Below are 20210 nucleotides of genomic sequence, written 5' to 3'. Positions count from 1 at the left end.
GCCCCGCGGGGCGCAGTGAATTCAGAGCGGAAATGCACGCGCCATGTAGCTGGCTTGCGGCCCGTAACCTTCAAGCTTGGCCGCCAGGTCTTGCCCGCCGGCGGCAACGGGCGCATAGCCATGGCGGACCCAATACCCCACCGCCGAACCCAGCGACACCAGGCTGGCCCGCTGTAAACCGCACTGCATGGCGCCTTGGGCCGCGGCGTGCAGCAACGCCTGCCCGACGCCCAGGCCCTGGGCCGACGGCGCTACCGCGCAGTCGTGCAGGAACCAGTGATCGGCCGGTTCGGGCAGGGAGGTCAGCGCCGCGTCCAGTGTCGGGGGCAGGCCGGCGTCCCAGGGGTACGACACCAGATAGCCCAGCAAGGCCGATGCCGCTGGCGGCGCGGCGGCCTGAGCCACCCAGCAATGGGCAGGCGCAAGCGTCAGCCGGTTCAGGAAGAAGTCAGCGCTTTCCAGCAGGAAATCCGGGTAGGCCACGGCCTGGACCTGCAGGATGGCGTCGACGTCGCTGGCCAGCATGGGGCGGACTCGATATTGCATAACCACCTTGTAAAACAATAACTTCGCGCATTTTACCGGGCTGGAAAACCAGGGGCGGATGGCATCCGGTCCCCCTGCTTTACGTCCCTTCACATATGGGGGACAGAGATTCACGCGGCTTCATACATTTGGCCCGATCCGCTGCCTAGAATTGGTTGCAGGGGCACCGCCATGGACTACGAAACATTTCATGAAAATTCGACGAGCCCCTGCGCATACTGCTTGCCATACCGTCCCGCATTCCAGTTTTTCAGAGCCTTATGCACATCCAATTCCGGTCCGAGCCCATGGGGCAGCAAGTCCTGACCAAAGCGTTTCCCGTGGAAACGGTCTGGCCGACGGCTGCCGCCAACGTGCCCTACGACACCTGCGTGACTTGCGTCATTCCCTGCCTGAATGAATGCGAGAACCTGCGCGTGCTGCTGCCGTTGCTGCGCAGCCGCCTGGCCGCGCTGTGCAGTGGCTGGGAAATCATCGTGGCCGATGACGGCAGCACGGATGGCACCGAAGCGCTGATGGCCGAATGGACCCAGTACGACGGCTTTCGCTACGTGCAGCTGTCGCGCAATTTCGGCAAGGAAGCCGCGCTGAGCGCCGGCCTGGAAAGCGCCACCGGCGACGTGGTCATCTGCCTGGATGCCGACATGCAGCATCCGCCCGCGCTGATCGAGCAGATGCTGGCCCGCTGGGCCGCCGGCGCCGAGATGGTCTACGCCGTGCGCGAGACCCGCAACGACGAATCGTGGATCAAGCGCACGGGCGCCCGCTGGTTCTACAAGCTGCTCAGCGGCGCCCGCGGCGTCGATGTGCCGGCCCATGCCGGCGACTTCCGCCTGATGGACCGCGGCGTGGTGGATGCGCTCAATGCGCTGCCCGAACGCACCCGCTTCATGAAGGGCCTGTACGCCTGGGTGGGCTTCAAGGGCGAAGCGTTGCCCTACACGCCCGACGAGCGCATGCACGGCAACAGCCGCTTCGGCAACATGCGCCTGGCGCGCCTGGCGCTGGACGGCCTGACCGCCTTCACCACCTGGCCGTTGCGCCTGGTCAGCCTGGTCGGCGTGCTGTTCGCCGTGATCGCGATGGCGTACGCAGGCTATCTGGTGGTCGAATACCTGGTGTCCGGCAATGAAGTGTCGGGCTGGACCACGATCGTGACGGCGGTGCTGTTCTTTGCCGGCGTCAACCTGATTTCGCTGGGCGTGGTGGGTGAATACGTCGCCCGCATCTTCGACGAGGTCAAGGGACGCCCGCTGTTCGTGGTGCGCCGCCGCCAGGGGCATGCTGCCCGTACCGACAAGGCCGCACACTGATGAGCACCGCGATGCAACGCCCGGCGCGCTCCGAATGGACCCCGCCGGCAGGATGGTTCCTGCTCGCGATCGGCTTCTGGCTGATCTTCCTGGCCTGGGTGCGTCCGCTGACGCTGCCCGATGAAGGCCGCTACGCAGGGGTCGCCTGGGACATGCTGCGCAGCGGTTCGCATGCCGTGCCGCTGCTCGATGGCATGCCGTATTTCCACAAGCCGCCGCTGTACTACTGGATGACCGAGCTGTCGTTCACGCTGTTCGGCGTGCACCCGTGGGCCGCGCGCGTGCCGTCGCTGCTGGCGTCCTGGGCCGCCATCGCCGCGCTCTACGCGTTCGTGCGCCGCTATCGCGACGCCGCCAGCGCGTCGATCACCGCGCTGGTGCTGGCCACGCTGCCGTTCTTCTACGGCGGTTCGCAATTCGCCAATCTGGATATGCTGGTGGCCGGCCTGATCACGCTGTGCGTGCTGGCCGCGGCCGATACCGTGCTGCGCGCCGAACGTGGCCAGGCCTATCGCTGGATGTCGCTGGCGGCCGCCGCGCTGGCGGGCCTGGCGGTGCTGGCCAAGGGCCTGATCGGCCTGGTGCTGCCTGGCGCGATCCTGTTCATCTGGCTGGTGTGGTCCCGCCGCTGGCGCGGCCTGGCCGCATTGGTGTGGCCGCCGGCTCTGCTGGTGTTCGCGGTGGTCGCCGTGCCCTGGTTCGTGCTGATGCAGATCCGATACCCGGGTTTTTACGACTACTTCTTCGTCTACCAGCACTTCCAGCGTTTCGCCGAGGGCGGCTTCAATAACGCCCAGCCGTTCTGGTTCTACCTGCCGGTGGTGGTGGGGCTGGCGCTGCCCTGGTCGTTGTGGGGCGGCGGCATCCTGCGCAAGGCTTTCTGGGCCGAAGGCCCGCAGCGCGACCTGCGCCGCCTGGCCCTGGTCTGGTTCGTCGTCGTGGTCGGCTTTTTCTCGCTGCCCAATTCCAAACTGGTCGGCTACGTGCTGCCTGCACTGCCAGCGCTGGCATTCCTGTTGGCCGAAGTCATCGTGGCCGCCTGGCGCCAGAAGGGCGACACGCTGGCGCCCCGGCTGGTGCGCATCTGCGTCGGCGTCGGCGCGGGCATCTGCGTGCTGGCCATCGGCATCGCCGCGCACAGCGCCCGCGGCAGCGCCGGCCCCCTGGCCGCCGTGATCCGCCCGCTGGCGCAGCCCGGCGATACCTATGTGTCGCTGCACACCTATCCGTTCGACCTGGCGCTGTATGCCCAGGCGCCCCAGCCGTCATGGGTGGTGGACGATTGGCTCAATCCGGATGTGCCGGTGCGCGACAACTGGCGCAAAGAACTGTACGACGCCGCCAAGTTCGAACCGCAGATCGGCAAGCAGGTGCTGATCAGCCAGCAGGAATTCGATGCCCGCCTGTGCGCCGCGCCGCAAGGCTCGCGCTACTGGGTCTGGGGCACCAGCTCGGACGGCGGCAACTACCGGGCCCTGCAAGGCTTGCAGCCGGTGGCGACCAGCGTGAAATACGTGATCTGGCAGGTGGTGACGGACGCCGCCTTCAAGCAGCGGGCTTGTGGCGAAATGCCCAAAGCCGGCTCGTGATGAAGGTGGCGACCGCCAAGGCGACAAGAATGAGGGCCAGCAGGATGTCGTAGCGTACCGCCGTTACTCGCAGCAACCAGGCGTAAGCGGATTCATTGATGATGAAGCCCACGGCTGAAATGAAGAAGAAACGGCGGACTGCTATGGTCCAGGGTGTGTGGGAATGTCTGAACGTAAGCCGGTAGTGCCCGCTGAAGGAAACCACGAACGCCACCAGCCAGCCGATGAGGTTGGCCAGGAGCGGCGCGGCGCCCAGGGCCTCGACGCAGGTGACGGCCACGCCCCAGTGGGTAGCGGCCGCTGCGCATCCGACGGCGATGAACAGACTGACTTGTTGAAGCAGGGCGCGCATGTGGGGCGTGTCGACGAAGAATGGCGGGGTGAAAACATGACCAGACGCATAGTGGTCTGCGGTGACGATTTTGGCATGAATGCCGACATCGATGAAGGCATGATTGCGCTGGCCGGCATGGGCCGCCTCAGCGCCGTCAGCTGCCTCGTCCAGGGCCCGACCTTTGCCGCCAACGCGCCCCGTCTGGCGGCGTTGGACGTCGACATCGGCCTGCACCTGAATTTCTCCGAATCGCTGGGCCCGGACGATGCCGACGTGCCGTCGCTGTCGCGCTTGATCCTGCGCGCCTATGCCCGCCGGCTGGATGCGGCCTGGGTCGAGCAACGCCTCGAACGCCAGTTCGACGCATTCGAAGCCGCGTTTGGCGGAGCGCCCGATTATGTCGATGGCCATCAGCATGTGCACCAACTGCCCCTCATCCGCGAACGCCTGCTGAGCCTGCTCAAGCGCCGCTACGGCGCCAACATGCCCTGGTTGCGCCAGACCGCGCCGGGCGCGCTCTGCGGCATTCCCGCCAAGGAATCCATCAAGGCCCGCATCATCGGCGCGCTGGGCGCGGCCGAACTGGGTCGCCAGGCACGCCAGGAAGGCTTGCGCACCAATCGCCGGCTGCTGGGCGTGTATGGCTTCGAAGGCGGCAAGCGGCGCTATGCCGATCTGCTGCAGAACTGGCTGTTCAACGCCCACGATGGCGATCTGCTGATGTGCCACCCCGCACTGGACACCCAGGGCGCCAGCGTCATGGCGCGCCAGCGCCGCGCCGAATACGATGTGCTGGCCAGCCCCAAGCTGGGCGAATGGCTGGCTGCCAATGGCGTGCGCATCACGCGCCTGCCGCTGGTGCTGGCCGGCGCTGCCGCGCGCACGCCACGCACGCCGCGCCGCCAGGCCGCGCCGGGCTAGGGCGCAACGTTCATCCTTGCCGCCTGGTGACGACGCCGCCGCCTAGGCCTGCGTCAGATTCTGCAGCAACCACGCACCGGCCGGCCCCAGCGGCCGCCGGGTCGACCAGACCGCATCCACCCGGATCTGCCGCGGCCAGCCCGGCACCGCCAGTTCCACCAGCTGTCCGCGGCCAAAGCGCTGCAGCATCCAGCGCGGCAGCTCGGCCCAGCCGAAGCCCAGGTTGGCCATTTCCAGCAACATCAGATAGCCGGGCGCCGACCAGGTCGACTGCGAGGGCGCGGGGTCCTTGTCGTCGAGCTCGTAGGTGCTCAGGCGCAGTTCGCGCTCGCTTTTCAAGTGGTCGGCCGTGACGCCCTTGAGCGCGGCCAGCGGATGGCTGCGCCCCACGCACAGCACGATCTCGGACGCATCGCGCAGGCTGGCATGCGCCATGTCCGGCGGGTAGCTGTCCTGCGCCGCCATCAGCCCCAGGTGGGCGCGGCCCTGCTGCACCAGCGCCACCACGTCCTCGTATTCCGCGATCAGGCATTCGAAGCGCAGCGCCGGATAGCGCTGGTCGATCTGGCTGAGCATGTTTTCAAAGGTTTCGGACTGAAACGTGTCCGACAGCACCACGGTCAGGCGCGGTTCCAGCCCGGCCGATAACTGGCTGGCGCTGCGGTTCAGGCGGTCGTTGGCGGCCAACACCTGCAAGGCCTGGGTCAAGAGCACCTGGCCGGCCTCGGTCAGCGCCGGTTGGCGCTGGCTGCGGTCGAACAGGGTCACGTTCAGGTCGACTTCCAGATTGGCGATGGTTTCGCTGACGGTGGACTGGCTTTTGCCCAGTTTGCGGGCCGCGGCGGAAAACGTGCCTTCGGCGGCCACCTGGGCGAAGGTGGCCAGGGATTCCAGGGAGTGGCGCATAAGGGGTTTTTATATCGGTTTTTCCGATGGATATTATCTTTATCGTACCGGAAATATCGTCGAAAATCGCCGGGTTACTCAAGCAACCGACCTCAGGTGGGTCATGACGCAAGCCAAGAAAACTCTCAAAGAACGCTTTTTCCACGCATTCCTGTTCGAAATCCTCGCCATCGGCCTGTGCGCGCCCATCGCCGCCTGGGCCATGGGCAAGTCACTGTTCGAAATGGGCGTGCTGACCGCCGTGATCGCCTGGATCGCGCTGGTCTGGAACATGATCTACAACGCCGCGTTCGACCGGCTGGAAAACCGCCTGGGCATCACCCGCAACCTGCGGGTGCGGGTGGTGCATGCGTTCGGCTTCGAGGTGGGGCTGATCCTGATCGTCATCCCGCTGGCGGCCTGGTGGCTGCAGATCAGCCTGTGGCAGGCGTTCGTGCTGGACATCGCGCTGGTGCTGTTCTACCTGCCCTATGCGTTCTTCTACAACCTGGGTTACGACCGTGCCCGCCCGCGCGTCATGGCCTGGCTGACGCGGGGCGCCACCGACGCGGCCGAGCCGGCCGCCGCCGCTACGCGTCAATGACCTTGCGCGTGAACATCTCCAGGTAGTCCATCAGCGAGTCGGCGCCGCGGATGGCCGCGGCGGCATCGCCCGTGGCGATGCCCTCGGCCATGGCCATGTGGCGCCGCGCGCCTTCCGTAATGTCGCCTTCGTGCTGGTAGGCATACCAGAAGCGGCGGCACTGGATGATCAGCGGTTCCACCGCATTCACCGCCGACACATTGCGACAGGCGTTGTGGCAGACGTGGTCCAGCGATTGGTCGGCCTGCATGTAGTCATCCAGGTTGCCGCCTTCGGCCGCGCGGATCATCTGGGCCGCGCATTCCACGATCTGGCTGCGCTGGGCCGGCGTGGCGCGGCGCGCGGCGCTGGCGGCGATCAGCTGTTCCAGCGCCCGGCGGGTCTGGATCAGGTCCATGTGGTCGGCCAGCTGGATCATCGACACCCGCAGCCCGCGGCGCGGTTCCTGGCGGATCAGCCCGGCCGCCACCATGCGCAGCAGCGCTTCGCGCAGCGGGGTGCGGCCCAGGCCGGTTTTCTCGACCAGGTCGGCCTCCACCACCGCGCTGCCCGGCTGCAATTGCAGCGTGGCGATCATGCTCTCGATCTGGTCGTAGGCGACGTCGGCGGCGCGCCGTTTGGGTTCTGCTCCGGCCATCAATTATTGTTTTCCTTCGTTTTGCGCCACTGCGTGTAGGCCAGCCATTCGCCGACGAACCCGCGCCGGAAGAACGACACGCACAGCACGAAAATCAACCCGATGACGATGGTGACGACATCGCCCAGGGTGGCAAGGTAGTTCTGCAGGCTGACCACCAGGGTGGCGCCCACCACGGGGCCCCACACGGTGCCGATGCCGCCCAGCAGCGTCATCAGCAGCACCTCGGTGGAGGTGGCCAGCGACACGTCGTTCAGCGCCACCAATTGCAGCACCAGCGCCTTGAGCGAGCCGGCCAGGCCGGCGACCGAGGCGGACAGCACGAAAGCCAGCAGCTTGCACCGATCCGTATCGTACCCCAGTGAAATCGCCCGCGGCGCGTTGTCGCGGATGGTCTTGAGCACCTGTCCGAAGGGCGAATGGATCACCCGATACACGAACAGGAAGCCCAGCACGAAGACCCCCAGCGCGAAGTAGTACATATGGGTGTCCGAGCTCAGGTCCACCAGCCCCAGGAACTTGCCGCGCGGGATGCCTTGCATGCCGTCCTCGCCGCGCGTCCACTTCACCTGCACCGCCATGAAGTACGCCACCTGCGACAGCGCCAGCGTGATCATCGCGAAATAGATGCCGGTGCGGCGGATGGCCAGCCAGCCGATCGCATAGCCGATGGCAGCGGCCATGGCCACGCCGCACAGCATGGCCAGTTCGGGCGGCAGGCCGGCCGCGCCGTACAGGATCATCATCTGGCCGGCGGCATAGCCCGCCCAGCCGAAGAACGCGGCATGGCCGAACGACACCAGGCCGGTGAAGCCGGTCAACAGGTTGAAGGCCAGCGCAAACAGCGCGAAGCACAGCACCTTCATGACGAACACGGGGTAGACGACCTGTGGAAAGAACGGCACCAGCAGGGCCGGCACCAGCAACAGGGCCAGGATACGGATCGAAAGCGGGAAGCGGGACACCTTATTTCTCCTTGCCGAACAGGCCCGCGGGGCGCATCAGCAGCACCACCGCCATCACGATGAACACGACCACGGTGGACGCTTCGGGATAGAACACCTTGGCCAGCCCTTCCAGCAGGCCCAGCGCCAGGCCGGTGACAATGGCGCCCATGATCGAACCCAGGCCGCCGATCACCACCACCGCGAACACGATGTTCAAGAGGTTCGATCCCATCAGCGGATTGATCTGCATCACCGGCGCGGCCAGCACCCCGGCCACGCCGGCCAGCGCCACGCCAAAGCCGTAGGTCAGGGTGATCATCACGGGCACGTTCACCCCAAAGGCCTGCAGCAGCCGGGCGTTTTCGGTGCCGGCCCGCAGCAGCGCGCCCAGCCGGGTGCGTTCGAACAGGTACCAGGTCACCAGGCAGAGCGACAGCGACGCCACCACCACGAAGGCGCGGTACGCCGGCAGGAACATGAAGCCCAGGTCGAAGCCGCCCTGCAGGATCTCGGGCGGCTCGTAGCCCACGCCGGAAATGCCGTAAAAGTAGCGAAAGCCGCCCTCCATCATCAGCGCGATGCCGAAGGTCAGCAGCAGGCCGTACAGATGGTCCAGGTGATAGAGGCGCTTGAGCAGCGTCTTCTCTATCACCACGCCGACCGCGCCGACGATCAGCGGCGCCAGCACCAGCGCGGTCCAGAAGTTGACCTGGACGCCGGGGCCCAGCAACTGCGGCAACTGGGTGAAGCCGATCCACGCCAGGAAGGCCGCCATCATGAACTGGGCGCCGTGGGTGAAATTGACGATGTTGAGCAGGCCGAAAATGATGGCCAGCCCCATGCTGAGAATGGCGTAGAAGCAGCCGTTGATCAGCCCCACCAGCAGTTGGGCGAGCAGGGCGGGAAGCGATATGTCGAACATAGTGGGCGGCAGGCGGACACGCGGACGCGTCGGTTTCCAGGAAGGCGCGCAGACAGCGCGCGCCTCGAGCGGGTCGAACCGGCGCCGGGCGAGGCTGCCCGGCGCCGGCCACGCATTACGACTTGTTCAACGGGCAGGCGGCCTGCGGCTTGGGGAACACCTCGTCGCCCTTGAGCACCGATTTCACGTGGTAGTAGTCCCACGGCGCCTTGGATTCGGCCGGCGCTTTCACCTGCAACAACAGCATGTCGTGCACCAGCGCGCCGTCGGCGCGCAGCTTGCCGTTGCGGATCACGGCATCGTTGATGGTCATCTCGCGCAGCTTGGCCATCACGGTCGGGGCGTCGTCGGTGCCGGCCGCTTCCACTGCCTTCAGGTAGGACAGCGTGGCCGAATACACGCCTGCCTGCGAGGCCGTGGGCATCTTCTTGGCCTTGTCGAAGAACTTGCGGGCCCAGGCGCGCGAGGCGTCGTCGAAGTCCCAGTAGAACGCCTCGGTCAGGTACATGCCCTGCGCCTTGGCCAGCCCCATGCTGTGCACGTCCGAGATATAGGTCAGCAGCGGCGCCACGATCTGCTTTTTGGTGATGCCGAATTCATTGGCCTGCTTGACCGCGTTGACGGTGTCGTTGCCGGCGTTGGCCAGCGCGATCACGTCGGCCTTGGATGCCTGCGCCTTCAGCAGGAACGACGAGAAGTCGTTGCCGGGGAAGGGGTGGCGCGACACGCCGACCACGCTGCCGCCGTTTTCCTGGATCACTTCGGTGGCGTCTTTTTCCAGCGAGTGGCCGAAGGTGTAGTCGGCGGTGATGAAGTACCAGGTCTTCTTGCCTTCCTTGACCAGCGCGCGCGCCGTGCCGGCCGCCAGGGCGTAGGTGTTGGTGGTCCATTGCGCGTTCAGCGGCGAGCATTTCTCGCCCAGGATGGCCGTGGACAGGCCGGCCGACGGCATCGTCACGCGGTTCTTCTGCTTGGCGATCTCCATCACGGCCAGCGCGGTCGACGCGGTGGGAAAGTCGGTGATCATGTCGACCTTGCCCTGGTCGAACCATTCACGCGCCAGGTTGGCTGCAACGTCGGGCTTGTTCTGGTGGTCGGCGGCCACCACTTCCACGGGCTTGCCCAGCACTTTGTTGCCCATTTCCTCGGCGGCCATGCGGGCCGCGATTACGGAGCCGTTGCCGGCCAGGTCGGAATACACGCCCGACAGGTCGGTCAGCACGCCGATCTTGACGACGTCATCGCTGATGCCGCCCTGGGCGTGGGCCACGCCTGCCAGGCCAAGGGTGCACAACGCTGCTGCGATTCGATTCAATTTCATCTGACTACGCTCCGGATAGGAATGGGGGAACTGCGGTCGGAAAACCACGGGACACTGCAACGACGGGGAACTGCGCGAACTGTCAGATGCCGAGCAGCGCGTTCAGCCGGTCTTGCGACTGCTGCACTTCGGCGCGGTCGATCACGGCGGCCACCTGGCCGTGCTCGATGACGTAATGGCGGTCGGCCAGGTGCTGGGCGAAGCGGAAGTTCTGCTCGACCAGCACGGTGGTGTAGCCACGCTCTTTCAATTGCCGGATCACCCGGCCCAAGGCCTGCACGATCACGGGGGCCAGGCCTTCGGTGATTTCATCGAGCAGCAGCAGGCGCGCGCCGGTGCGCAGGATGCGCGCCATCGCCAGCATCTGCTGCTCGCCGCCGGAAAGCCGCGTGCCGGGGCTGTGGGCGCGCTCTTTCAGGTTGGGGAACATGGCGTAGATCTCATCGATCGACATGCCGCCTGGCCCCACCGAGGGCAGCAGCATCAGGTTTTCCTCGGCGGTCAGCGACGCATAGATACCGCGCTCTTCCGGGCAGTAGCCGATGCCCTTGCGGGCGATCTTGTGCGGCGGCAGGGCGATGGTTTCCTGCCCCATCACCTTGATCGAGCCGCTGCGGCGTCCGACCAGCCCCAGCACGGACTTCAAGGTCGAACTGCGGCCCGCGCCGTTGCGGCCCAGCAGCGTCACGCATTCGCCCGCCCGCACGTCCAGGTCGATGCCGTGCAGGATGTGCGATTCGCCGTACCAGGCGTGCAGGTTGCGGATTTCCAGCATGGCCTGCGATGGGGCGGCGCCCTGCGCGGCAGTGTCGATCGCCAGGGTCTCATTCATCTTCCGCTCCCATGTAGGCTTCGCGTACGGCCGGGTTGGCCGCGACCTCGGCATACGGCCCTTCGGCCAGGATTTCGCCGCGCTGCAGGACGGTGATGGCATCGCAGATGTCGGCCACCACCTTCATGTTGTGTTCCACCATCAGGATGCTGCGGCCCGCGGACACCTGCTTGATCAGGTGCTTGACCCGATCCACGTCTTCGTGGCCCATGCCTTGCGTGGGCTCGTCCAGCAACAGCAGTTCGGGTTCCAGCGCCAGCGTGGTGGCGATTTCCAGCGTGCGCTTGCGGCCGTAGGGCAGGTCGCCTGCCGCCACGTCCAGCTGGCCGCGCAGGCCGACCTGGTCCAGCAATTCGTCCACGCGCTGGTGCAACCGCTCCAGCGTGCTTTCCGAGCGCCAGAAGCAATAGTCCACGCCCAGCTTGCGTTGCAGCGCCACGCGCACGTTCTCGCGCACCGATAGTTGCGGGAACACGGCGGAAATCTGGAACGAACGCACGATGCCGCGGCGCGCGGTCTGCGCCGGCCGTTCGGCGGTGATGTCCACGCCGTCGTAGACGATCTCGCCGCGCGTGGGAACATGGAATTTGGTAAGCAGGTTGAAGACCGTGGTCTTGCCGGCCCCGTTCGGTCCGATCAGCGCATGGATCGCCCCGCGCCTGACGCTCAGGTTGACGTCGTTGACCGCCACGAAGCCGCGGAATTCCTTGGTAAGGCCCCGGGTCTGAAGGATGATGTCGCTTTGCATGGTGTCCGAGACGCTGCGGGAGGACCGCGCGGCCTTCGCGGGCCGCGCCTGTCCTTCGTCCGGGGCTGGGTGGCTTACTTCGACTGGTATTGGCGCGGCCGCTTGGCCAGTTGCGCCTCGATGATGGCGGTGCAGCGCTCGCGTTCGGCGCCCACCAGCGGCAGGCGCGGGCGGCGTACGTGCTCGTTGCCCACGCCGGCCAGCGTTTCGGCCAGCTTGATGTTCTGCACCAGCTTGGTCGAGACATCCAGGTGCAGGAGCGGCGTGAACCACTGGTACAGCGCCAGCGCTTCCTGCCACTTGCCGGCCTTCATCAGGTCGTACAGCGCTACGGTTTCGCGCGGGAAGGCCGTCACCAGGCCGGCCAGCAGGCCGTCGGCGCCCAGCGCCAGGGCTTCGAACGACAGGTCGTCCACGCCGATGAACAGCTGGTAGCGGTCGCCCAGCGCATTGCGCAGGTCGGTCACGCGGCGGATGTCGTCGCTGCTTTCCTTGATGGCCACCAGCCACTTGCAATCGGCCAGCTCGGCCATGTGCTCCGGCTTCAGGTCCACCCGGTAGGCCACCGGGTTGTTGTAGATCATGCAAGGCTTGGCGGCGGCTTCGGCCATCGTGCGGATGCTCTGCATCGCTTCGCGCGAATCGGCCACGTAGATCAGCGACGGCATCAGCATGAAGCCGTCCACGCCCAGCGCCACGGCTTCCTTGATGAAGCGCAGCGCTTCGCGGGTGCTGGTCTCGGACACATTGGCCAGCACCGGAATGCGGCCGGCGCTGACTTCCACGGCGCAACGCGTCACGGCCAGCTTTTCTTCCAGCGTCAGGGTGCTGGCTTCGCCCAGCGAACCGCAGGTGACAAGGCCATGTACGCCGTTGTCGATCAGGAAGCCGAAATGCTTGCGCATCGCTTCGAAGTCGAGGGTTTCGTCGGCATGGAACTTACTGGTTACGGCAGGAAAGACGCCCTGCCAACGCACGTTACTCAACTTGGTTCTCCTCGTAAGGCCGGCGCCGCGAGGGGGGAGCGGCGGGCAGGAGAAAGTCTAATATCGGTTAAATATATTTAGAAGATATTTTGATTTGGGAGTTTCCCGAGAGCGGGTTTTCCCCGGGGCAGGTGATAGAAGGGAACGCGGCGGCAGGGCGACGCCCGCCGCCCCAAGCGCGGGCGGCTCAGCCCGACTTGCGCTGGAACGCCCGGCTGGCGTCCTGCATGAAGGTCTTCACGGCCTTCTCGTACTGCGCGCCGCTGCGGAATGCGCCCGAGTGGGTGGCGCCTTCGATCTTGACCAGCCGCTTCAGGTCCGGTGCGACGTTGCGGGCGGCGGCATACAGCTCGTCGCTCATGGTGTGCGGCACCACGCGGTCGGCGGTGCCATGCATGAACAGCATGGGCGTGTGCAGGGCGGCCAGCTTGTCGACCGAGTCGAACGGCTGCGTGACCAGAAGGCCGGCGCCGGGCACCCGGCCCCACTTCATGGTCGCCAGCATGGCGCCGATGCTGGTGAAGCTGGATTCGACGATCAGGCCGGCGAAGTCGGGCTGTTCCGGCCGCGCGGCCAGGTCGATGGCGATGGCGCCGCCCAGGCTGTGGCCGTAGACGAAGCGGCGGGACGCGTCCGGCTGCAGCCGCGCCAGTTCCTTCAGCCCGGCCATGGCGTCTTCCAATGCACTGGCCTCGGACGGCAGGCGCGGCGTCGACGCGCCGAAGCCGCGGTAGTCGATCGCCAGCACCGAATAGCCCATGCGGGTCCAGCCGTCGATGCGAAAGGCGCTGCCGTTCAGGTTCCAGCGCGCGCCATGCAGATACAGCACGGTGGGCGCATTGGCCTGCGGGCTTTGCCAGTACCAGGCGCGTACCTTGTCGCCGTTGGCCAGCGCCAGGTCATACACCTGGGTGCCCGTGGCAGGCTCGCGCCACCAGGTCTGGGGTTCGGATTGCGGCGAAAAAATGGTCTGCCGCTGCCAGGAATCCAGCTGCGAGCAGCCAACCACGCCGGCGGCGGTCAGCAGGGCGGCGCCGAACAGGCGGCGGTAAGTGAATCGGGGCAGGGCAGGCATGGAGAATATGACTCGCGCGAACGGATGCGGTTCCGCCGGCAGCTTACAACGCGGCCCGGCAGCCGATCGCATCAAGCCGTATCTGGATGCATCTCGCGGGCCAGCGCCAGCCAGGCCTGCGCGGCCTGCGACAGGTAGCCGCCACGGCGCCACACCAGGCCCATCTCCCAGTCCGTGCGGGCATCGCGCAGCGGCACCTGCGACACGCCCGCGCAGCGTTCCTCGTCGGCCTTGATGCGCGGCAGGAAGGCCACGCCCAGGCCCGCCGTCACCAGCGCCACGATGAAATCGATCTGCCCGCTGCGGGCCGCGACGGCGGGCGCAAAACCCGCTCGCAGGCAGGCGTCCTGGATGATGCGGTTCAGTGCAAAGCCGCTTTCGAACAGGATGAAAGGCGAATTCCGCAGGTCGGCCAGGCCGACGGATGCCGCGTTGGCGCAGGGGTGGTCGGCGGGCAGCAGCGCGATCAGCGGCTCGCGCGCCACCGGCTGCCATTCGAAGTTGGCGGATTCTGGCCGCAGCGAGGCGGCCAGCTCGATGTCGCCGGCCATGACCATCTCTTCCAGCCGGTGGCCGCCGTGTTCCAGCAGGCTGATCTCGATGCGCGGATAACGGCTGCGAAAGCGCGCAAACATCGGCGCGAACAGCGCGTTGCTGCCCAGCGGCGGCAGGCCCAGGCGCAGCGAGCCGCGCGCCAGGCCGCGCAGTTCGTCCAGCTCGGCGTACAGATCGTCGCGTTCGGCCAACATCTTCACGGCGCGGCGATAGACGATATCGCCGGCTTCGGTCAGGCGCGGCGGCTGGGCCTGGCGGTCCAGCAGGGGCATGCCGATTTCGTCTTCCAGCTGGCGCACGGCCTTGCTGACCGTGGGCTGGGTGGCGAACACCGTCTTGGCCGCCTGCGAAAAACCGCCCTGGCGAACCACCTCCACCAGCGCGCGCAAGGTACGCAGATCCATGGTTATGCCTATATAGAATAGAGTGAATTCAACAAATTCATTTTATCTATGGCGTGCGCAGGCGTAAAACGTTTCCATCCGCTGGAATCGCCCCATGTCACCGCTGCTCTTGCTCCCCACCCGCACCCCCGTCCGATTGCGCAGCCTGCTGCGCCGCAGCCGCGTGCTGCAGATCACCCTGCTCATCCTGTTCTCGCTGCTGGGCCAGGCGCTGGCCAACGCCGCCGGCCTGCCGGTGCCGGGCGGCGTCATCGGCATGGCGCTGGTACTGGCGCTGCTCGCCAGTGGCCTCTTGCGGGTGCGCAACGTGCATCGCGGCGCCAACTGGCTGCTGGGCGAGATGCTGCTGTTCTTCGTGCCCGCGGTGATGTCGCTGCTGGATCACCGCGAATTCCTGGGCGTGCTGGGCTTGAAACTGCTGGTGATCATCCTGGTGGGCACCGCGCTGGTCATGGCAGGCACGGCGCTCACGATCGATCTTTGCTACCGCTGGATGAATCGCCATGCGGGCTGATTTCAACCTGCTGTTCTGGCCGCTGGCGACCGTGCTGGCCTACGTCTGCGCGCGGTTGTTCTACCGCCGTTATGCCTACTGGTGGACGTCCACGCTGGTGGTGGCGCCGGCCTTGCTGCTGGTCCTGGCTCTGGCGTTGCACACGGGCTATCGCGACTACATGTCCGGCTCGCACTGGCTGATGATGATGCTGGGCCCGGTCATCGTCGCGTTCGCGCTGCCGCTGTACGAGCAGCGCGCGCTGATCCGCCGCTACTGGCCGGTGCTGGTGGCCGGCGTGGCGGTGGGCAGCCTCATCGCGGGCGCCAGCGCCTGGGTGTTGGGCAGCCTGCTGGATCTGCCGCCCGACCTGCGCCTGAGCCTGCTGCCGCGGTCGGTGGCCACGCCGTTCGCCATTGCGGTGTCGGCGCACGTCGGCGGCGTGCCGGACCTGACCGCGGTATTCGTGATTGTCACGGGCGTGTTCGGCGCAGCCATCGGCCAGTTGATGCGCGGCTGGCTGCCCTTGCGGTCGGCACTGGCGCGTGGCGCACTGTTCGGCATGGGCGCCCATGGCGCCGGCACTGCCAAGGCCCGCGAACTGGCCGCCGAAGAGGGCGCCGTGGCGGGCCTGGTCATGGTGATGGCGGGCTTGTTCAACGTGCTGGTCACGCCCGCCGTAGTGGCGGGTCTGCTGGCTTAGGCGCAGCGCCGGGTCGGGTTGGCCGGCCGTGGGGCGCGGCGCCGACGCCGGGTAGCCATTGACGGGTCAGTGCAGCGCTTCGAGCACCACGGGGTACAGCGAGGCCACCAGCAGCAGCGCCATGCCGATGTTGAACGCGCGGATCGCCCAGGGCTTGTGCAGCACGCGGCGCAGCGCCGTGCCGAACGTGACCCAGATGCCGATGCTGGGCAGGTTGACGATGCCGCACACCACGGTGGCGATGACCAGGTTGGCGAAGAAACCGGCCTGCGGCGTATAGGTGGCCACCACGCCCACCGCCATCACCCAGGCTTTGGGGTTGACCCACTGGAATGCCGCGGCCTGCAGAAAGGTCAGCGGCTTGGCGCGGGCCTCGCCTTCTTCCATGCCGCCCGAATTGGCGATCTTCCAGGCCAGGTACAGCAGGTAGGCGGCGCCCACGTACTTCAGCACCGTGTACAGCACGGGCACTTGCTGGAACACCGAGCCCAGCCCGACGCCCACCAGGAAAATCATCAAGGTAAAGCCCAGGTTCACGCCCAGCAGGTGCGGCATGCTGCGGCGAAAACCGAAATTCAGGCCGGACGAGGCCAGCATCACGTTGTTCGGGCCGGGCGTGATCGAGCTGACCAGGGCGAACAGCGCCAAGGGGCCCAGCAACGACAACGAGGCAAGCGGCACATCGGCCAGATTGGCGGGGAACAGCGTCATTTCTTGACTCCAACGATCGCGCGGCGTCCGCCGGCGATGACAACGATGACGGCGGCGGCAAACAGGAACGTCGCCAGGTCCACCGATTCACCAAAAAACAGGGCAGCGGCCAGTACCGTCAGGAACGGTTGCAGCAGCTGGATCTGGCCGACGCGCGCGATGCCGCCCGCGGCCAGGCCGCGGTACCAGGCAAAAAAGCCCACGAACATCGACCCGAACGCCAGGTAAGCGCAGGCCCAGACCACGTTCGCGCCGGGCCAGGCAGCCTGCTGCCACGCCATCCAGCCCACCGGCACGGCGATCACCGGCGCACTGACCGCCAGCGCCCAGCAGATGGTGCGCCAGCCGCCCAGGGTGCGCGCGGCGCGGGCGCCTTCGGCATAGCCCATGCCGCCCAGCACCACGGCCAGCAACAGCCAGAAGTCGCCCACGGCCAGCGTGCCGTGTCCCTGGCGCAGGGCGAACGTGCACACCAGCGCGGCGCCCACCAGGGCCCAGGCCCAGAACGACGGCGATGGCCGCTCACCGCTGCGCCAGGCCGCGAAGGCTGCGGTCGACAGCGGCAACAGACCGTTGAACACCGCGCCGTGCGACGACGACACGCTCTGCATGGCCAAGGTCGAGGCCAGGGGCCACCCCACTACGATGCCCACCGCGGCCAGCAGCACGCCGGGCCACTCCCGGCGGTCGGGCCGGCGGCTGCGCGTGATCCAGAGCAGTACCAGCGCCGGTACAGCGGCCAGCAGCGCGCGTCCCAGGCCCACCAGCAAAGGCGGCAGTTCGGACACCGCCACGCGGGTCATCGGCAGGGTCAGCGAAAAGATCAGTACGCCCAGGAAGCCATAGCCATAGCCCTCCCAGGGCGACGCCACCGGCGCGGCGGGCGCGGTCTGGGGCGACGGGTACAGCACGGAGGGGCGCATGGAGATCATCCAGAAAACAGGGTCCCATGGTCGCCTACTTGCGGGCCTGGGGCATTGCTGTCACTCTACGCATAGTTATCGGTACAGTACCGGTACACTTTGGCATATCACTTTAACCACTGGCCTGGTGAAATCCCCATGACAGTTGCTTCCCCCTCTATGCCCTGGCAGCCCGTGCGCCAGGCCGACGCCACCCTGGTGGCGCAATTGGCCGACGGCCTGGCCCGCCGCATCGACGAGCAGGGCCTGCGCCCGGGCACCCGTCTGCCGTCCATCCGCAAGATGGCCGAGCAGTCCGGTGTCAGCCGCTTCACGGTGGTGGAAGCCTACGACCGGCTGGTGGCGCGCGGCCTGGTGCAGTCGCGCCGCGGCGCCGGCTTTTTCGTGCGCGCCCGCAGCGGCCCGTTGGCGCCGGCCGCCACCCAGGTGGTGCAGCCGTTCGCGGCGCCCGCGCGCATCGACGTGGCCTGGCTGCTGCGCAGCATGTTCCGCGCAGGCGGCGGCCCGGGCATGCCGGGCGGCGCCGGCCTGTTGCCGGCTGAATGGCTGGACCCGGACATGGTTGCCGGCGCCGTGCGCGCTGTCGGCCGTTCGGTGCGGGGCCAACTGGTGTCGTATGGGCATCCCCAGGGCTTCGCGCCGCTGCGCCAGCAGGTCGCCGCCTCGTTGCAGAGCGAAGGCGTGCCGGCGCACCCCGAACGCAATCTGCTGACCACCAACGGCGTCACCCATGGCCTGGACCTGATCGCCCGCCACCTGGTGCAGCCGGGCGACGTGGTGCTGGTCGAAGACCCCGCCTGGTTCGTCATCTTCGGCCGCCTGGCCGCGTTCGGCGCCCGCCTGATCGGCGTGCCGCGCGGCCCCAATGGCCCCGACGTCGCGCAGCTCGAGCAATTGGCCGCGCAGCACAAGCCCAAGCTGTTCATCGTCAACAGCGCGGTCCACAACCCCACCGGCCATACCTTGTCGGCCGGCGTTGCCTACGACATCCTGCGCATCGCCGAGCGCCACGATTTCATGGTGGTCGAAGACGACACCTACGGCGACCTGCACCCCGGCGGCGCCATGAAGCTGGCCGTGCTGGACCGGCTCAACCGCGTCATCCTGGTCAGCGGTTACTCCAAGATGCTGGCGGCCAGCCTGCGGGTCGGCTATGTCGCCGCCAACCCCGACATCCTGCAGAAACTGGCCGACCTGAAAATGCTGGCGGGGCTGACCTCGCCCGAGCTGGGCGAGCGGGTGGTGCACCGCGTGCTCATGGAAGGGCAGTACCGGCGCCACATCGAGCGCGTGCGCCTGCGCGTGGACGAAGCCCGCCAGCGCTGCGTCAAGGGGCTGCTGAAGCTGGGCCTGACGATTCCGCACGAGCCGCACGCCGGCATGTTCGTCTGGGCCGATTGCGGCCGCGACAGTGAAGCGCTGGCCCGCGCCGCCGCCGACCGGGGCATGCTGCTGGCCCCGGGCACGTTGTTTTCGCCGTCGCAGGCGCCGTCCACCATGTTGCGCTTTTCCGTGTCCATGGCGGACGACCGCGGCGTCTGGAGCGTGCTGGAAAAACTGTTCGCCTGAAACCGCCCCGACAAGCAATAATATTTAGCTGTCCCCATCAAGGAATCGCCATGTCCGCACCCATCAAGCCCCTTACCGAGAACTTCGCCGTCGCCCCGCAGCTGGGCCCCGACGACATGGCCGACGTGGCCGCCGCCGGCTATAAAAGCGTCATCATCAACCGCCCCGATTTCGAAGGCGGCCCCGACCAGCCCACCGCGGCCGACGTCTCCAAGGCCGCCGCCGCCGCGGGCCTGAAAATCGAATACCAGCCCGTCGTGGGCAGCGCCATGACCGCCGCCGACGTGGTCCGGTTCGCCGAGCTGCTGCGCACCCTGCCGGGTCCGGTGCTGGCGTACTGCCGCACGGGCACCCGCTGCACCAACCTGTTCGCGGCCGCCCAGCAGCTGGGTTGACGCGCATCAAGCCCCCCAGGTTCGCTTGATGTGAACCTGGCGGGTTTCCGGTAGCATGGAGCTTCCTCTCAAACAGGAGCAGGCAAGATGTTCAAGAAGATCCTGATTCCCACCGACGGCTCGCCGCTGTCGGCCCAAGCCGCCAACGCCGGCATTTCCTTCGCACGTTCCGTGGGCGCCGACGTCGTCGCGCTCTACGTGACGCAGCCTTTCGCCGCCACCATCGGTTTTGACGGCATGGCCGCCGCCTACGCCATCACCGACGAAGACTACGAAAAGGCCTCCGCCGAACAGGCCGACAAGTACCTCAAGCAGATCACCGACCGCGCCGACACCGGCGGCGTGAAGGCCGAGGCGCGCGCCGTGTCCAACTTCAACGTGGCCGACGGCATCGTCCAGGCCGCCGCCGACGCCGGCTGCGACCTGATCTTCATCGGCAGCCACGGCCGCAGCGGCCTGTCGCGCCTGCTGCTGGGCAGCGTCACCGCCAAGGTGCTGTCGCTGGCCAGCACTGCCGTGCTGGTCTACCGCGTCAAGGAAGAAAAGAAGTAATCGCCAAAGCGTCAGGCGGCTGTCAGGCCGCCCGGCGTTGCCAGGCCGGAAACCTGGCCGATGCATGGCTAAGCCCCTCGTCTTGCGAGGGGCTTTTTTCATGCCCGGCCCGCCGCGCGCGCCATCCCCTATGGCGCTTATGGCTAAAGCTTGTAAACGCGCCTGCGGCGCGTAATATTTACGGATAAGTGCGGGCGCGATTTCGCAACATCCCGAGCACACCTCTCACGCGGCATGGCGCCCGC

General features: G+C 66.9%; 23 protein-coding genes. 9 read left to right on the top strand and 14 right to left on the bottom strand.

What is annotated here, in order from left to right:
• Positions 1-21 precede the first annotated feature (21 nt).
• Positions 22-525: a GNAT family N-acetyltransferase gene (locus tag HV798_RS10875; protein ID WP_175195591.1), complete on the bottom strand. Its 504-nt coding sequence runs from the start codon at positions 523-525 to the stop codon at positions 22-24.
• A 281-nt stretch (positions 526-806) separates the two neighbouring features.
• Between HV798_RS10875 and HV798_RS10870 the strand changes: the two genes are divergently transcribed.
• Both HV798_RS10870 and HV798_RS10865 read left to right on the top strand, forming a co-directional pair.
• On the top strand, positions 807-1859 hold the full coding sequence (locus tag HV798_RS10870) for a glycosyltransferase family 2 protein (RefSeq protein WP_025137507.1): 1053 nt from the start codon (positions 807-809) through the stop codon (positions 1857-1859).
• Entirely contained in the window at positions 1859-3448 is a 1590-nt protein-coding gene (locus HV798_RS10865) for an ArnT family glycosyltransferase (RefSeq protein WP_175195589.1), read from the top strand. The genes HV798_RS10870 and HV798_RS10865 overlap by 1 nt, the downstream gene beginning before the upstream one ends.
• Here the strand turns inward: HV798_RS10865 and HV798_RS10860 are convergent.
• Entirely contained in the window at positions 3405-3800 is a 396-nt protein-coding gene (locus HV798_RS10860) for a GtrA family protein (protein WP_029953778.1), read from the bottom strand. The two genes, HV798_RS10865 and HV798_RS10860, sit on opposite strands and share 44 nt — an antisense overlap.
• Positions 3801-3836: 36 nt before the next feature.
• On the opposite strand from HV798_RS10860, the gene HV798_RS10855 reads away from it, so the two are divergent.
• Positions 3837-4703 carry a ChbG/HpnK family deacetylase gene (locus tag HV798_RS10855; RefSeq protein ID WP_175195587.1) on the top strand — a complete coding sequence of 289 codons (867 nt, stop codon included), beginning with the start codon at positions 3837-3839 and terminating at the stop codon, positions 4701-4703.
• 42 nt (positions 4704-4745) lie between these two features.
• On the opposite strand, the gene HV798_RS10850 is transcribed toward HV798_RS10855, so the two are convergent.
• The gene (locus HV798_RS10850) at positions 4746-5609 is read right to left on the bottom strand and encodes a LysR family transcriptional regulator (RefSeq protein WP_175195585.1); all 864 of its coding nucleotides are present in this window, start codon (positions 5607-5609) and stop codon (positions 4746-4748) included.
• 103 nt (positions 5610-5712) lie between these two features.
• Between HV798_RS10850 and HV798_RS10845 the strand changes: the two genes are divergently transcribed.
• Entirely contained in the window at positions 5713-6192 is a 480-nt protein-coding gene (locus HV798_RS10845) for a multidrug/biocide efflux PACE transporter (protein WP_025137503.1), read from the top strand.
• Here HV798_RS10845 and HV798_RS10840 read toward each other — a convergent pair.
• From HV798_RS10840 to HV798_RS10800, 9 genes are all read right to left on the bottom strand, one after another.
• Positions 6179-6829 (bottom strand): GntR family transcriptional regulator, encoded by a 651-nt coding sequence (locus HV798_RS10840; RefSeq protein ID WP_025137502.1) that lies wholly within the window; start codon positions 6827-6829, stop codon positions 6179-6181. The two genes, HV798_RS10845 and HV798_RS10840, sit on opposite strands and share 14 nt — an antisense overlap.
• Positions 6829-7794, bottom strand: coding sequence for a branched-chain amino acid ABC transporter permease (locus HV798_RS10835; protein WP_025137501.1), 966 nt, complete (start codon positions 7792-7794; stop codon positions 6829-6831). The genes HV798_RS10840 and HV798_RS10835 overlap by 1 nt, the downstream gene beginning before the upstream one ends.
• Before the next feature lies 1 nt (position 7795).
• Positions 7796-8698 carry a branched-chain amino acid ABC transporter permease gene (locus HV798_RS10830; protein ID WP_175195583.1) on the bottom strand — a complete coding sequence of 301 codons (903 nt, stop codon included), beginning with the start codon at positions 8696-8698 and terminating at the stop codon, positions 7796-7798.
• 115 nt (positions 8699-8813) lie between these two features.
• Positions 8814-10019: an ABC transporter substrate-binding protein gene (locus HV798_RS10825; protein ID WP_175195581.1), complete on the bottom strand. Its 1206-nt coding sequence runs from the start codon at positions 10017-10019 to the stop codon at positions 8814-8816.
• Between the two features lie 82 nt (positions 10020-10101).
• Positions 10102-10851: an ABC transporter ATP-binding protein gene (locus tag HV798_RS10820; protein ID WP_175195579.1), complete on the bottom strand. Its 750-nt coding sequence runs from the start codon at positions 10849-10851 to the stop codon at positions 10102-10104.
• Positions 10844-11599, bottom strand: a complete 756-nt coding sequence (locus HV798_RS10815; RefSeq protein WP_175195577.1) for an ABC transporter ATP-binding protein — start codon at positions 11597-11599, stop codon at positions 10844-10846. The genes HV798_RS10820 and HV798_RS10815 overlap by 8 nt, the downstream gene beginning before the upstream one ends.
• A gap of 74 nt (positions 11600-11673) precedes the next feature.
• Positions 11674-12585 (bottom strand): dihydrodipicolinate synthase family protein, encoded by a 912-nt coding sequence (locus tag HV798_RS10810; protein ID WP_175195575.1) that lies wholly within the window; start codon positions 12583-12585, stop codon positions 11674-11676.
• Between the two features lie 187 nt (positions 12586-12772).
• On the bottom strand, positions 12773-13660 hold the full coding sequence (locus HV798_RS10805; protein WP_175195573.1) for an alpha/beta hydrolase: 888 nt from the start codon (positions 13658-13660) through the stop codon (positions 12773-12775).
• Between the two features lie 71 nt (positions 13661-13731).
• Positions 13732-14619: a LysR family transcriptional regulator gene (locus HV798_RS10800; RefSeq protein WP_175195571.1), complete on the bottom strand. Its 888-nt coding sequence runs from the start codon at positions 14617-14619 to the stop codon at positions 13732-13734.
• A gap of 94 nt (positions 14620-14713) precedes the next feature.
• Here HV798_RS10800 and HV798_RS10795 point away from each other — a divergent pair, with 94 nt between their 5' ends.
• Both HV798_RS10795 and HV798_RS10790 read left to right on the top strand, forming a co-directional pair.
• Complete coding sequence (locus tag HV798_RS10795) at positions 14714-15133, top strand: CidA/LrgA family protein (RefSeq protein WP_175195569.1); 420 nt, start codon at positions 14714-14716, stop codon at positions 15131-15133.
• Positions 15123-15815 (top strand): LrgB family protein, encoded by a 693-nt coding sequence (locus HV798_RS10790; RefSeq protein ID WP_175195567.1) that lies wholly within the window; start codon positions 15123-15125, stop codon positions 15813-15815. Before HV798_RS10795 ends, HV798_RS10790 begins: the two co-directional genes overlap by 11 nt.
• Positions 15816-15881: 66 nt before the next feature.
• On the opposite strand, the gene HV798_RS10785 is transcribed toward HV798_RS10790, so the two are convergent.
• Positions 15882-16526: a LysE family translocator gene (locus HV798_RS10785; RefSeq protein WP_025137491.1), complete on the bottom strand. Its 645-nt coding sequence runs from the start codon at positions 16524-16526 to the stop codon at positions 15882-15884.
• Entirely contained in the window at positions 16523-17449 is a 927-nt protein-coding gene (locus HV798_RS10780; RefSeq protein WP_175195565.1) for a DMT family transporter, read from the bottom strand. Before HV798_RS10780 ends, HV798_RS10785 begins: the two co-directional genes overlap by 4 nt.
• A 174-nt stretch (positions 17450-17623) precedes the next feature.
• Between HV798_RS10780 and HV798_RS10775 the strand changes: the two genes are divergently transcribed.
• The 3 genes from HV798_RS10775 (at position 17624) to HV798_RS10765 (ending at position 19965) form a co-directional block, all read left to right on the top strand.
• The gene (locus tag HV798_RS10775) at positions 17624-19018 is read left to right on the top strand and encodes an aminotransferase-like domain-containing protein (protein WP_175195632.1); all 1395 of its coding nucleotides are present in this window, start codon (positions 17624-17626) and stop codon (positions 19016-19018) included.
• A gap of 50 nt (positions 19019-19068) precedes the next feature.
• Positions 19069-19413, top strand: a complete 345-nt coding sequence (locus HV798_RS10770) for a protein tyrosine phosphatase family protein (RefSeq protein ID WP_025137488.1) — start codon at positions 19069-19071, stop codon at positions 19411-19413.
• An 87-nt stretch (positions 19414-19500) separates the two neighbouring features.
• Positions 19501-19965, top strand: a complete 465-nt coding sequence (locus tag HV798_RS10765) for a universal stress protein (RefSeq protein WP_025137487.1) — start codon at positions 19501-19503, stop codon at positions 19963-19965.
• The last annotated feature ends 245 nt before the right edge of the window (positions 19966-20210 follow it).

This window comes from Achromobacter deleyi (assembly GCF_902859705.1).
Taxonomy (GTDB): Bacteria; Pseudomonadota; Gammaproteobacteria; order Burkholderiales; family Burkholderiaceae_B; genus Achromobacter; species Achromobacter deleyi.
The sequence above is the reverse complement of the archived record's forward strand: the minus strand, read 5'-3'. Positions and strand labels throughout refer to the sequence as shown.